This window comes from Bacillus sp. B2-WWTP-C-10-Post-4, from assembly GCF_009183805.1.
GTDB lineage: Bacteria > Bacillota > Bacilli > Bacillales > Bacillaceae_G > Bacillus_A > Bacillus_A cereus.
In genome coordinates this window covers 1-14269 of the sequence record NZ_WEII01000001.1, presented here as the reverse complement: position 1 = coordinate 14269, position 14269 = coordinate 1, and the positions used below count along the sequence as shown (strand labels likewise).

Genomic DNA, 14269 nt, shown 5'->3' with positions numbered 1-14269 from the left:
AGGATAAATATGTTCGTATCATATCGTTGGTTACAAGAGTATGTAGATATTAAAGATGTAACAGCACAAGAACTAGCAGACAAAATCACGAAAAGTGGTATTGAAGTAGAAGGCGTTGAAGTATTAAATAAAGGTGTAAAAGGTGTTGTAGTTGGTCACGTATTAGAATGTGAAAAACACCCAGAAGCTGATAAATTAAGCAAATGCTTAATCGATATCGGTGAAGAAGAGCCAGTTCAAATTATTTGTGGAGCTGCTAACATTGCAAAAGGTTTAAAAGTACCAGTTGCAAAAGTTGGAGCTGTACTTCCTGGTAACTTCAAAATCAAAAAAGCAAAACTACGCGGTGAAGCTTCTCACGGTATGGTTTGTGCTCTTCAAGAGCTTGGTATTGATGGAAAGTTAGTTTCAAAAGAATACGCAGATGGTATCTTCATCTTCCCAAGTGACGCTGAAGTTGGTGCAGATGCACTTGAAATTTTAAACTTACACGATGAAGTACTTGAGCTTGGCTTAACACCAAACCGTGCAGATTGCTTAAACATGTTAGGTGTTGCTTACGAAGTAGCTGCTATTTATGGCCGTGAAGTAAAACTTCCAGCTATCGACTTACAAGAAACAGCAGAAAAAACTTCTGATTATATTTCTGTAAGCGTAGAAGCGAAAGAAGAAAACCCATTATACATTGCAAAAATGGTTAAAAACGTAAAGATTGGTCCGTCACCAATGTGGATGCAAACTCGTCTTATGGCAGCTGGCATTCGTCCAATTAGCAACGTAGTTGATATTACAAACTACATTTTAATGGAATACGGTCAACCGTTACATGCATTCGATTACGATAAATTAGGTTCAAAAGAAATCGTTGTTCGTCTTGCAAAAGAAGGCGAAAAAATTGAAACGTTAGATGATCAAGAGCGTACATTACAAAGCCACCATCTTGTAATTACAAACGGCACGAAAGCTTTAGCTGTTGCTGGTGTAATGGGCGGGGCGGATTCTGAAGTTACAAATGAGACAGTAAACGTTCTAATTGAGTCTGCATACTTTGCAGGTCAAACAGTACGTCGTACATCAAAAGACTTAGGTCTTCGTAGTGAATCAAGTGCACGTTTCGAAAAAGGAATCGATCCAACACGTACATTTGAAGCAATTCAACACGCAGCTGCTTTAATGGCGAAATATGCTGGCGGTGAAGCACTTGAAGGTGTAGTAGAAGCTGACAACTTACAAGTACAAGAGCGTACAGTATCTGTTACTGCTGAAAAAGTAAACCGTGTATTAGGTACAAATATTTCTGCGAGTGAAATGGGTACAATGTTCACAAACTTGAAATTCCCATTTACAGAAGTAGAAGGAACATTCCATGTAAATGTACCAGCACGTCGTCCTGATATTACAATTTCAGAAGACTTAGTAGAAGAAGTGGGCCGTCTATACGGTTATGACCACATTCCAGTTACATTACCTTCTGGAACGATGACTCGTGGTAAATTAACATCAGCACAAACGAAACGTCGTAAAGTACGCCGCTTCTTAGAGGGTGCTGGTTTATATGAAGCAATTACGTATTCATTAACAAGCGCTGACAAAGCGAAACAATATATGGTTGAGCCAAACGAAAAGGCGCCTGTAGGTCTTGCACTTCCAATGAGTGAAGAACGTAGCCAACTTCGTTTAAGCTTAGTACCGCAATTACTAGAAGCAGTTTCATACAATGTCGCTCGTAAAAACGACAGCGTTGCTTTATACGAAGTAGGTTCTATCTTCTTACCGACAGAAGAAGGAGAACTTCCGAAAGAAGAACAACATCTTGCAGGTGTTATGACAGGTCTTGCTCTTCACCATGCATGGCAAGGTGAGAAGAAAGTAGTAGACTTCTTCGTTGTGAAAGGTGTACTAGAAGGACTATTCGACGTGCTTGGCGTTTCAAATCAAATCACATATGCACCAGCAAAACGTGAAGGTATGCACCCAGGCCGTACAGCTGACATCGTATTAGATGGCGAAGTAATTGGTTTCATCGGTCAATTGCACCCAGAAGCAGAAAAACAATTAGATGTGAAAAATACATTCGTATTTGAATTATCTCTTGTAAAAGTATTCGGTGCAGACGCTGAGGAAACTTACTACTCAGCAATTCCACGTTTCCCATCTATGACACGTGACATGGCTGTTGTAGTAACAAAAGAAACAAAAGCTGGTGAAATGAAGCAAGTCATTGCTGAAGCTGGCGGAGAACTTCTGAAAGACGTAACACTATTCGACTTATACGAAGGTGAAAAAATGGAAGAAGGCAAGAAATCACTTGCATTCTCTATGACTTACTTCGATGCAGAACGTACATTAACAGACGAAGAAGTAACAGAAGCACATAACCGTGTACTAACAACGGTAGAAGCGAAATTCGGTGCGGAGTTACGTAAGTAATTAGAAAATTGCCGGATTCATTCCGGCAATTTTTTTATTGGATTGGTTGTCGGACACTGTCGGTAAGTCGATATATTACAAAAATCGCTCATATATTTTCCGACACCTTGCATCTTTCTCTCGAATGTAGTACATTAATTTTAGTTTAACAAAATGAAAGACGATGATAAGGAAAAGTAGTATATACTATAATCCAAAGCGAGTCAGGGACGGTGAGAGCCTGATGAGGCGGTATATGTGAAGAACACCTTGGAGTTGCTAACCGAAATTGAATTTTGTATTCAAGAGTAGACTTAGACGGGAATCCGGCCTGTTACAAACCGGGAAGTATGTATTACATACGAGTTAAAGTTGGTCTTTATGACAAATTGGGTGGTACCGCGAAGTTTAACCTTTCGTCCCTTTATGGATGAAAGGTTTTTTTGTATTTAAATATATGAGCAAAGGAGAATTTCACTATGGAAAACACATTAGTAAAAAGTCTGTATAGAGATACAGAAAAGTATGCAGATCAAACAGTACAAGTATCAGGGTGGATTCGTAACTTACGTGATTCAAAAGCATTTGGTTTCATCGAATTAAACGACGGTAGCTTCTTTAAAAGCGTTCAAATCGTTTTCGATACAGAATTAGAGAACTTCAAAGAAATTGCAAAACTTCCACTTAGCTCTTCAGTTAAAGTAGAAGGTAAAGTAATTGCAACGCCGGGAGCGAAGCAACCATTTGAAATTAAAGCAGAAAAAATTGATATCGAGGGCTTATCAGATTCTGATTACCCACTTCAAAAGAAGCGTCATACGTTTGAATACTTACGTACAATCGCTCACTTACGTCCAAGAACAAATGCATTCTCTGCAACGTTCCGCGTACGTTCTATCGCAGCATTTGCGATTCACCAATTCTTCCAAGAGCGTGGATTCGTACATGTCCACACACCAATCATCACTGGTAGTGATACAGAAGGTGCTGGCGAAATGTTCCGCGTAACAACGCAAGATTTAAATAACCTACCAAAAGGTGAAGACGGAAAAGTTGATGAGTCAAAAGACTTCTTCGGTAAAGAAACAAACTTAACAGTAAGTGGACAGCTGAACGCTGAAGCTTATGCATTAGCATTCCGTGATGTATACACATTCGGACCTACATTCCGTGCAGAAAACTCAAACACAACTCGTCACGCTGCTGAGTTCTGGATGGTTGAGCCTGAGATTGCATTCGCTGAACTAGGTGACGTAATGAACCTTACAGAAGATATGCTGAAATATGCAATGAAATACGTATTAGAGCATGCACCAGAAGAAATGGAATTCTTCAACAGCTTCGTTGATAAAACAGTTCTAGAGCGCATGAACAACGTAATCAACTCTGACTTCGGTCGCATCACATATACAGAAGCAATTAAAGTGCTTCAAGAATCAGGTGCTGACTTCAAATACCCAGTAGAATGGGGAATTGACTTACAAACAGAGCACGAAAGATACTTATCAGAAGAAATCTTCAAACGCCCTGTATTCGTAACTGACTATCCGAAAGACATTAAAGCATTCTACATGCGTTTAAATGAAGACGGTAAAACAGTAGCTGCTACTGACCTTCTAGTTCCTGGCATCGGCGAATTAATCGGCGGAAGCCAACGTGAAGAAAGAATGGACGTTTTAGTAGACAGAATTAAAGAATTAGGTATGAACGAAGAGGACTACTGGTGGTACTTAGAACTTAGAAAATACGGCGGTACAAAACACGCTGGATTCGGTCTAGGTTTCGAGCGCTTCCTAATGTACATCACTGGTATGGCTAACATCCGTGACGTAATTCCATTCCCAAGAACTCCAGGTTCTTCTGAATTCTAAAATATGAAAAAAAGCGAGAGGATTTCCTCTCGCTTTTTATTTTACATATTGTATAGTTTATTCCCTCGTAGCAAAAAGTAACGCGAAGGGGTGAATATAAATGAGTAAAAAAGTGAAAAAAGATCATTCAAGATCGGGCCTAGGTTCTCCAGAAGTTGAAGGACAAGGAACGACGACACATGAAACAGGTTCTCATAAAGTATCTTCATCAAATAAGAAGCAGAAACGAAGCTAACATAACAAAGGAGAGTCTTAAGGGCTCTCCTTTGTTATGTGTTACATCTTATTATCGTTAATTTCTTTTGTAATCTTATTTATGTCTTTGTCTAATCGATCTAAATAGAAAAACCACAGTAAACTTATGAACACGTAATAGATGGCCATCACGCCAAGATTATCAGATATATTTTCGAATGTGGATTTAGTAGTGAAAAAAGCTCCCCAAATGATAGAAATAGTGAGGTAAGAAAGTGGGCCTACGAGGTGTACGAAAGCATATAGTACCTTTTTAACTTTTACAGCGTTCATATGAAAAACCTCCTTTTTCTAATCATACATTCAAGTTCTTCACAGAAGTGTTGTAGTTTTGCTGGATTATGTATTAACAAGCGTGCATCGTGTTTCCCGATAAATCTTCGAATCCGAAAGTTTAATAAGAAAGATCGACCATAACGCTCTATTAAATCGTTGAACGCTGGTTGTTCACTTAGTAGATGAATGTTTTCTCTAATTTCGAACTGTCTTTCGTGTGGATCGCCTAGTAAAATATTTAGAATCATTTGTAGAAGTAGCAATGTAGATCCCCTCCTATGTTAGAATAATCTGTATATTATAATTATAACAAAACTATAAGGACAATAGTAGGATGAAACAAAAAACAGGAGTTTGTAGGCTCCTGTTTTTGTCGATACTATTTTAATAAGCGAAGCGCCTTCTCCGTATTAGCGAAATGCAGTTTCACAAACTCGGGTAATCGTTCTTTACCAAGCTTTTGAATTAATTTAGCAGCAGCGATATCAACTTGTTTACCAGCACCTTTCGGAAGTGGCATACCAGCTTTTTTACTTAGTTCGTCAAACTGTTTTACGAATGAGTAGCGAGCTAAAATAGAAGCAGCGGCTACTGCTAAATGGACGCTTTCACCTTTCGTGGCGAAATAAACATTTTCACGCTGTACCTGTTTTTGTTTTGCTAAATATTTATAGTATGTATCAGGTTGTGTGAATTGATCAATTAAGACGCCTTCAGGTTTTGTAGGTGCCATTTTCGCTAATAAGTTTGTAATAGCTTTATTATGTAGCAAGGCTTTTAACTTACCTTGGTTGTTTCCTTTATCAAATAGCTCGTTATATTTTTCATTATGAAGGACAAGAGAGCTGTAAGGAACAACGTGTAGAAGTTGTTTCGCAATGGCGGTAATTTGATCGTCATTTAAGTTTTTAGAGTCTTTTACACCAAGTTCTTTTAGTAGTGGAATTTGCTTCGCATCCACATATACAGCAACGACTGTCATCGGTCCAAAGAAATCTCCCGTACCAACTTCATCAGACCCTACAATAGACATTGTACTGATGGAAGTAGGCGGCGCATAACGATGGGAATCGACAGATTTTTTTACAGCTGTTTTTGGCGCGTGAGAGACAGTTTGCCAACGAGAAGCTTCTGCTTCAGCGCGGCCTCCTTGGAACATTACTTTTCCAGATTTATACGCTGTAATCGTGCAAGATGGCACCTTAGCCATAAAGATACCGCCTTGCGGAATTTTCGGGGTAAGCGAATGTTTATATTGTTGTTTCATGTCTTCAATTACTGTAGAATTTGTTTGAATTACGATAGAATTTGACATAATGGTCGCCCCTTTTTTTATATTGTTATTTTTATCATATCGGATTGTTCTTTCTGTTTCCATATTATGAAGGTTCATGGTATGATAAACTTTAGGATTCTGTACGTGATTGGAGGCCGGTGAGTTGTCACAACAAAAGGGAAAGAAAAGTCGAATTAATGTAGAAATCTATGGTCAGCAATATTCAGTTGTTGGCGATGAAAGTACAAGTCATATCCGCATGGTAGCAGCGATTGTGGATGATAAAATGCGCGAACTCAATGCCAAGAATCCTTCGCTTGACACGAGTAGACTAGCGGTATTGACGGCGGTAAACGTCATACACGATTACATAAAATTAAAAGAAGAACATGAGAAATTGAAAGAAAGTATGACAAAAAAAGGAATGGAATAACATGATTGATATTATTATCATTTTACTGCTTGTTATGGGATTTTTCCTCGGCTTACGCAGAGGGTTTATTCTGCAACTTGTAAAGTTAACAAGCTTTATTATCGCATACCTTGTTGCATACTGGTACTGTAAAGATTTAGCGCCAGCACTTGCGAAATTTATTCCGTATCCATTTGATAAAAACGTATCTGTTCCAGAATGGATTGATGCAAATAATATTGAGACAGTATTTTATCAAGCGCTTGCGTTTATCATATTGTTTATTATTACAAAAATAGCACTTTCATTACTTGGTAATTTGTTAAATATGTTTGCAGAAATACCGGTTTTAAAGCAAGTAAATGCGTTTGCGGGGGCAATCCTCGGATTTTTAGAAGTATATATTGTTTTGTTTGTCTTAATTATCATTGGAAACATTCTTCCGATTGAACAAGTACAAACACCATTACAAAAATCATCAATTAGCAAAATAATTGTAGACGATACACCGATTCTATCTGAAAAGGTGAAGGAACTATGGCAGACAGGTAGCAGAGTATAACTTCTCTTTTTTCGGAAAGAGAAGTTTTTTTCTATGAAAGAAAGGCGGGGTAATGATGAAAGTAAATAAAAAACAAGTTATCAAATTATTAGAGACAATCGGGCTTTTTATGGAACTAAAGGGTGCGAATCCATTTAAAATATCTGCATTTCGTAAAGCGGCAGCAGCATTAGAAAGTGACGATCGTAGTCTTTCTGAGATTGAAGATTTCACAAAGATTCCGGGCATCGGAAAAGGAACAGCAGCCGTTATTCAAGAATATATAGAATCGGGAACATCTGAAGTATTACAAGAACTTGAAAAAGAAGTACCGAGTAGCTTATTGCCGTTATTAAAACTACCAGGTCTTGGTGGTAAAAAGGTGGCTAAGTTATATAAAGAGCTAGGCGTTATTGATATGGAGACGTTAAAAGCTGCTTGTGAGGAAAATAAAGTACAAGCTTTAGCTGGTTTCGGTAAGAAGACAGAAGAGAAAATATTAGAAGCAATCGATCAAGTAGGCTCTCGTCCAGAGCGTTTACCAATTGCGATGGTATTGCCTATTGCCGGGGAAATAGAGGAGAAATTGTCGAATATTGCTGAAGTAATTCGTTTCTCTCGCGCTGGTAGTTTGCGCCGTGTTCGTGAAACAGTGAAAGATTTAGATTTTATCATTGCAACGACAGAACCAGCAGCGGTACGTGAGCATTTACTACAATTCGATAATATGATTGAGGTAATCGCAAGTGGGGATACGAAAGTTTCTGTTCGTCTTCAATATGAATATGATATTTCAATCGATTTCCGCTTAGTAAAACCAGAAGAGTTTATTACAACACTTCACCATTTCACAGGATCAAAAGACCATAACGTAAAAATGCGTCAAATCGCAAAAGATAAAGGCGAGAAAATTAGTGAGTACGGTGTAGAGAACTTAGAAACAGGTGAAGTGAAAACATTTGAGACTGAAGAAGACTTCTTTGCTCATTTCGGTCTACCATTTATTCCGCCAGAAGTGCGTGAAGATGGAAAAGAAATTGAATTAATTAAAGAGTATCCGAACTTAATTCAGTTTTCCGATATACAAGGTGATTTACATATGCATACAACTTGGAGTGACGGTGCTTTTTCTATTGAAGAAATGGTACAAGCGTGCCGTGCTCGTGGATATAAGTTTATGGCGATTACTGATCACTCGCAATACTTAAAAGTAGCGAATGGTTTAACGAAAGAGCGTCTTCGTGAGCAAGCGAAAGAAATTGAACGTATGAATGAAAAGTATCCAGACATTACAATTTTACGCGGAATTGAAATGGACATTTTACCAGATGCCTCGCTTGATTTTGATGATGAAGTATTAGAAGAATTAGACTATGTCATTGGAGCAATTCACTCTAGCTTCTCACAAGACCGTGAAACGATCATGAAGCGTCTGCGTACTGCACTTGAGAATAAACATGTCACAATGATTGCTCATCCGACAGGACGTCTTCTCGGGCGCCGTGAGGGTTATGATGTAGATACAGATTTATTAATTGAACTCGCAAAAGAGACAAATACAGTTTTAGAATTAAATGCGAATCCGAACCGTCTAGATTTAAGCGCGAAATTATTAAAACAAGCACAAGATGCTGGTGTAAAAGTAGCGATTAATACAGATGCTCATACACTTGAAATGTTGGAAGATATGGAAACAGGTGTAGCAGCAGCACGTAAAGGTTGGATTCAAAAAGATAACGTGATTAACACATGGGATATTGAACGTTTATTAGACTATATTAAACGTAATAAGTAACGCAAGGGGGACCTGCAACATGTTAGAAAGAACGTTGCGTGTATTAGAATACAATAAAGTAAAAGAACAATTACTTGAACATACAGCCTCTTCACTTGGCCGTGACAAAGTGAAGCATTTAGTGCCGAGCACTGATTTTGAAGAAATTGTAGAAATGCAAGATACAACGGATGAAGCAGCGAAAGTTATTCGTTTAAAAGGTAGTGCACCATTAGGTGGTATTACGGATATTCGCTCAAATGTGAAGCGTGCAAAAATTGGGAGTATGTTAAGTCCAAATGAATTACTTGATATTGCGAATACGATGTATGGTAGTCGTAATATGAAACGTTTCATTGAAGATATGGCTGATAACGGTGTCGAGCTTCCGATTTTAGAAACTCACGTCGCTCAAATTGTATCTTTATATGATTTAGAAAAGAAAATTACAAATTGTATCGGTGACGGTGGTGAAGTAGTCGATAGCGCAAGTGATAAACTGCGTGGTATTCGTACTCAAATTCGTACTGCGGAAAGCCGTATTCGTGAAAAATTAGAAAATATGACGCGCTCTTCAAATGCGCAAAAGATGCTGTCTGACTCGATTGTAACGATTCGTAACGAACGTTACGTAATCCCAGTAAAACAAGAATACCGCGGCGTATATGGTGGTATTGTTCACGATCAATCAGCTTCTGGACAAACGTTATTTATTGAACCGCAAGTCATTGTAGAATTAAATAACGCACTGCAAGAAGCTCGTGTGAAAGAGAAACAAGAAGTCGAACGCATCTTATTGATGTTAACAGAAGAAGTGGCAGTAGAAGCTGATATCGTTTTATCAAACGTAGAAGTAGTTGCGAATCTTGATTTCATTTTTGCGAAAGCTTTTTATGCAAAGCGAATTAAAGCAACGAAACCAATCGTAAATAACGAGCGTTATATGGATTTAAGACAAGCTCGCCATCCGCTAATCGATCCAGAAATTATTGTGCCAAATAACATTATGTTAGGTAAAGATTTCACGACAATTGTTATTACAGGACCGAATACAGGTGGTAAAACAGTTACGCTGAAAACAGTTGGTATTTGTGTTTTAATGGCGCAATCTGGTCTTCACATTCCAGTAATGGATGAGTCAGAGATTTGTGTGTTTAAAAATATATTTGCTGATATCGGTGATGAGCAATCGATTGAACAAAGTTTAAGTACGTTCTCCTCACATATGGTGAACATCGTTGATATTTTAGAAAAAGCTGATTTTGAAAGCTTAGTTTTATTCGATGAATTAGGTGCTGGAACAGACCCACAAGAAGGTGCTGCACTAGCAATTTCGATTTTAGATGAAGTATGTAATCGCGGTGCTCGCGTTGTTGCAACGACGCATTATCCAGAATTAAAAGCATACGGATATAACCGTGAGCAAGTTATTAATGCGAGTGTTGAGTTTGATGTAAATACATTAAGTCCAACTTATAAATTATTAATCGGTGTACCAGGCCGTAGTAATGCCTTTGAAATTTCGAAACGTCTTGGATTATCTGATCGCGTTATTGACCAAGCACGCAACCACATTAGTACAGATACGAATAAAATTGAAAATATGATTGCGAAGTTAGAAGAAAGCCAGAAGAACGCAGAGCGTGACTGGAACGAAGCAGAAGCACTTCGCAAACAATCTGAAAAACTTCATCGTGAATTACAACGTCAAATCATTGAATTTAACGAAGATCGCGATGAACGATTATTAAAAGCGCAAAAAGAAGGGGAAGAAAAAGTCGAAGCCGCAAAGAAAGAAGCAGAAGGCATTATTCAAGAACTTCGTCAATTGCGTAAAGCACAGCTTGCAAACGTGAAAGATCACGAGTTAATTGAAGCGAAGAGCCGTCTAGAAGGCGCAGCACCAGAGCTTGTTAAGAAACAAAAAGTAAACGTGAAAAACACTGCGCCGAAGCAACAGTTACGTGCAGGTGATGAAGTAAAAGTATTAACGTTCGGTCAAAAAGGTCAATTACTTGAAAAAGTAAGTGATACTGAGTGGAGCGTACAAATCGGTATTCTGAAGATGAAAGTAAAAGAATCTAACATGGAATACATTAACACACCGAAGCAAACAGAGAAAAAAGCAGTTGCAACGGTAAAAGGTAGAGACTATCACGTTTCATTAGAACTTGACCTTCGTGGTGAACGATTTGAAAATGCAATGGCGCGCGTTGAGAAATACTTAGACGATGCCCAGCTTGCAAGCTATCCTCGCGTATCAATTATTCACGGTAAGGGGACAGGAGCACTTCGCCAAGGTGTACAAGATTACTTGAAGAAGCATCGCGGTGTAAAAACCTTCCGTTACGGTGACATGGGCGAGGGAGGCCTAGGCGTAACAGTTGTCGAATTAAAATAGAAAACAACGAAACAAAGGGGAAACCATTATATGTTTATGGACAAACTTGCAAAAGTATTGTTAGCTTGTTGCGGAATATTTTTGGTGATTGGGGTTATTTATTTAGTTGTTTTTGCGAAGTGAAAAAGCGTCAATCGTGGCAGAATGATATTGCCATAGATTGACGCTTTTAATATATGTGAAAAGGAATAGAACATGAAAATCAACCAATACATAAGCGAAGCAAAATCATGCTCCAGACGTGAAACAGATCGCCTCATTAAAGCTGGACGCGTGGCTATTAATGGTGAAATATGTACGCACGGTAAACTTGTGAGCGATGGTGATGTTGTAACGATTGATGGGCAAGTTATTGTAAAAGAAGAGAAAGAAAAGGTGTACATAGCCTTTCATAAACCAGTCGGAATTACTTGTACAGCAGCTGATCATATTGAAGATAATATTATTGATTATATCAATTATCCAGAGCGAATCTTTCCAGTTGGACGATTAGATAAAGCATCGGAAGGACTTATCTTATTAACGAATGACGGCGGCATTGCGAATCGAATTTTACATGGTGATCATGAGCACGAGAAGGAATATGTTGTCACAGTCGATAAACCTTTTACGGACTGGTTTATTGATGAGATGTCCAGCGGTGTAAAGATTAAAGATGGAATGACGAAGCCGTGCAAAGTGACAAGAGTCGATCAATCAACATTTCGTATTGTTTTAACGCAAGGAATGAACAGGCAAATTCGTAGAATGAGTCGAGCTTTCGGGTTTACTGTAATAAAGCTAAAGCGAGTACGCATTATGAATATAGAGCTAAATGAGCTTGAAGTTGGAAAGTGGCGGAGCGTTACAGCTGAAGAGTTAGAAATTTTAATAGGGCAGTTATAGGGAGGGAAAATTTTCTCCCTATATTTTTTTTGTCAGAAAAAATAAAACTATTGATTTTTTAAAAAATAGCCCATATAATAAAAAACAACAAGTTTCGACAAGATATTTTATAAAAGTAATGATGAGGACATGAGTTGTATTTTACGATTCTCAGAGAGGGAAGCCTTAGGCTGTGAGCTTCCTAATACGAAAAGACAAGCTTACCACCTCTAAACTTCAAGAGTGAACTGCATACATGATGCATTGTAATTCTTGGCGGATAAAACCGTTATCAATTTACACGAGCTATAAAATGAGCTTATTTCGTTATAAATTCATTTTATTAGAATAAGGGTGGAACCACGATTTCAACACTCGTCCCTTTGTTAGGGACGGGTGTTTTTTGCGTTCTTTTACGGGGAAGTATGCTTGAAAGAGGATATGTGACGGATTTTAATTCAGAATATTTTGTTAATTTATTATTTTAGGAGGTTAGTAGAAATGAAATCATCTTTAAAGTTTTCAGAGATGTTTGCAATAAGTTTAATGTTATTTGCACTGTTTTTTGGTGCAGGTAATATGATTTTTCCACCAGCGTTAGGGCAAGGTGCTGGAACGGACGTATGGATCGCGCTGTTTGGTTTTATCGTAACAGGCGTTGGACTACCTTTATTAGGAGTAATTGTTATAGCTTTAAAGGGAGATATTAATGAGCTAGCAGGACGTGTACATCCTATATTCGCACTTGTTTTTATCACTGCAATTTATTTATGTTTAGGCGTATTCGTAAGTGTGCCGCGTACAGGAACAGTAGCTTATGAGATGAGTGTTGCACCGTTTTTACCAAGTGAGATAGCTGGTCAGTCATATCCACTTGTTATCTTTACACTTATTTTCTTTGCAGTCACTTTCTATTTAGCTTTAAATCCTTCGAAATTAGTGGGTCGTATTGGTAAGGTGCTAACTCCAATATTATTAGCTGTTATTGCAATTATCGTAGGTAAAGCACTTATTACACCAATTGGAGAATTTGGTGCACCAACAGAAGCGTATAGTGCTCCTCTCTTCAAAGGATTTATTGATGGATATTTAACTTTAGATGGACTTGCAGCACTGGTATTCGGAAATGTTGTAATTCATGCGTTAAAAGAAAAAGGCATTACAAATAAAAACAGTATTGCAAAAGTAACAATCTTTGCAGGATTTATTGCAGCGCTTGGTCTACTACTTGTGTATTTAGCACTTGCTTATCTTGGAGCTTCTAGTGTGTCACTTGGAATGGGTGCAAACGGAGGAATTATTTTAACAAATGTCGTGAATCATTTATTTGGTAGCTACGGAACTTTATTATTAGGGATCGCAATTACAGCAGCATGTTTAACAACTTCTGTAGGTATTGTTGCAGCTTGTGGTGATTACTTCTCTTCCTTATTACCAAAGCTTTCTTATCAAAAAGTCGTTTTCATTTTCTGTGTATTAGCATTTATGGTAGCAAACCTTGGGTTAACTCAGTTAAATGCATTAGCATTACCAATCTTAATCGCAATTTATCCAATTGGAATCGTACTTATCGTATTATCACTTGTTGAAAACTACGTTCGTCTTCCATTAGCGATGTATGTGGGCGGGATTGTAGGAGCATTTGCAATAAGTTTCTTTGATGGATTACACAATGCAAACCTTCAAATTGCAGCGCTAGCACCTATTTTAGATAAGATTCCATTATATAGTGTAGGAATTGGTTGGTTAGTTCCAGGCATAATCGGTATAGGATTTGGTTATATAGTTTCTAAGTTTCAAAAGCAGGAAATTGCTGTAGAGAAATAGAGAAAAGAGACTTTCTATAATAGAAAGTCTCTTTTTTGTAAAAAAAGCCGCATATAGAGAAATTCAGATGTTAAAAATTTTATACGTAATATAGTTGACAAAAAATTTATGAGTAGGCTAAGATTGACTTAGTTGTGGAAATATTGGAAGGGAAGTGAGGGAAAAGGGGTTTCTATAACTATAGTGTTGTTATGGGAAGAGGTGAAAGAAGAGGAGAAGAGATAGTTTATTTTTTTTGATTTGCATTGAGAATGATAATCAATAAATACGTTTTATCATTTTTTCTCAGTTTCTATGCCTTCGTATAAGGAATAGGGTGAGATATTATTTTTAATATTTAATGAGAATGATAATCAATAATAC

Annotated in this window: 12 protein-coding genes and 2 other annotated features; of the genes, 9 read left to right on the top strand and 3 right to left on the bottom strand. The window is 37.7% G+C overall.

Translation table 11 applies throughout. The annotated features are described in order from the left end of the window. The first annotated feature begins 9 nt into the window (after positions 1 to 9). From pheT to GBN78_RS00050, 3 genes are all read left to right on the top strand, one after another. Positions 10 to 2430, top strand: a complete 2421-nt coding sequence (gene pheT, locus GBN78_RS00060) for a phenylalanine--tRNA ligase subunit beta (RefSeq protein ID WP_000498190.1) — start codon at positions 10 to 12, stop codon at positions 2428 to 2430. 154 nt (positions 2431 to 2584) lie between these two features. Continuing rightward, positions 2585 to 2836, top strand: a binding site (T-box leader). Positions 2837 to 2888: 52 nt separating this feature from the next. Continuing rightward, positions 2889 to 4280, top strand: a complete 1392-nt coding sequence (gene asnS, locus GBN78_RS00055) for an asparagine--tRNA ligase (RefSeq protein WP_000432177.1) — start codon at positions 2889 to 2891, stop codon at positions 4278 to 4280. Between the two features lie 100 nt (positions 4281 to 4380). After that, positions 4381 to 4515: a YuzL family protein gene (locus GBN78_RS00050; protein WP_000039590.1), complete on the top strand. Its 135-nt coding sequence runs from the start codon at positions 4381 to 4383 to the stop codon at positions 4513 to 4515. 41 nt (positions 4516 to 4556) lie between these two features. On the opposite strand, the gene GBN78_RS00045 is transcribed toward GBN78_RS00050, so the two are convergent. From GBN78_RS00045 to rnhC, 3 genes are all read right to left on the bottom strand, one after another. After that, complete coding sequence (locus tag GBN78_RS00045) at positions 4557 to 4808, bottom strand: hypothetical protein (protein WP_000994758.1); 252 nt, start codon at positions 4806 to 4808, stop codon at positions 4557 to 4559. Next, a complete protein-coding gene (locus tag GBN78_RS00040) occupies positions 4805 to 5074 on the bottom strand; it encodes a hypothetical protein (RefSeq protein WP_128267133.1) in 270 nt (89 codons plus the stop codon). Before GBN78_RS00040 ends, GBN78_RS00045 begins: the two co-directional genes overlap by 4 nt. Before the next feature lie 116 nt (positions 5075 to 5190). Beyond that, on the bottom strand, positions 5191 to 6126 hold the full coding sequence (gene rnhC, locus GBN78_RS00035) for a ribonuclease HIII (RefSeq protein WP_016118699.1): 936 nt from the start codon (positions 6124 to 6126) through the stop codon (positions 5191 to 5193). 124 nt (positions 6127 to 6250) lie between these two features. Here rnhC and zapA point away from each other — a divergent pair, with 124 nt between their 5' ends. The 6 genes from zapA (at position 6251) to brnQ6 (ending at position 13906) form a co-directional block, all read left to right on the top strand. After that, positions 6251 to 6520 carry a cell division protein ZapA gene (zapA, locus tag GBN78_RS00030; RefSeq protein ID WP_000082701.1) on the top strand — a complete coding sequence of 90 codons (270 nt, stop codon included), beginning with the start codon at positions 6251 to 6253 and terminating at the stop codon, positions 6518 to 6520. A 1-nt stretch (position 6521) separates the two neighbouring features. Then, positions 6522 to 7061, top strand: coding sequence for a CvpA family protein (locus tag GBN78_RS00025; RefSeq protein ID WP_000565412.1), 540 nt, complete (start codon positions 6522 to 6524; stop codon positions 7059 to 7061). 55 nt (positions 7062 to 7116) lie between these two features. Further along, on the top strand, positions 7117 to 8835 hold the full coding sequence (polX, locus tag GBN78_RS00020; RefSeq protein ID WP_000867517.1) for a DNA polymerase/3'-5' exonuclease PolX: 1719 nt from the start codon (positions 7117 to 7119) through the stop codon (positions 8833 to 8835). 19 nt (positions 8836 to 8854) lie between these two features. Further along, entirely contained in the window at positions 8855 to 11215 is a 2361-nt protein-coding gene (locus tag GBN78_RS00015; protein ID WP_000893716.1) for an endonuclease MutS2, read from the top strand. Positions 11216 to 11410: 195 nt separating this feature from the next. Then, entirely contained in the window at positions 11411 to 12100 is a 690-nt protein-coding gene (locus GBN78_RS00010) for a 23S rRNA pseudouridine(2604) synthase RluF (protein ID WP_098300126.1), read from the top strand. 109 nt (positions 12101 to 12209) lie between these two features. Beyond that, positions 12210 to 12465: a binding site (T-box leader), on the top strand. A gap of 115 nt (positions 12466 to 12580) precedes the next feature. Then, complete coding sequence (gene brnQ6, locus GBN78_RS00005) at positions 12581 to 13906, top strand: branched-chain amino acid transport system II carrier protein BrnQ6 (RefSeq protein WP_000842650.1); 1326 nt, start codon at positions 12581 to 12583, stop codon at positions 13904 to 13906. The last annotated feature ends 363 nt before the right edge of the window (positions 13907 to 14269 follow it).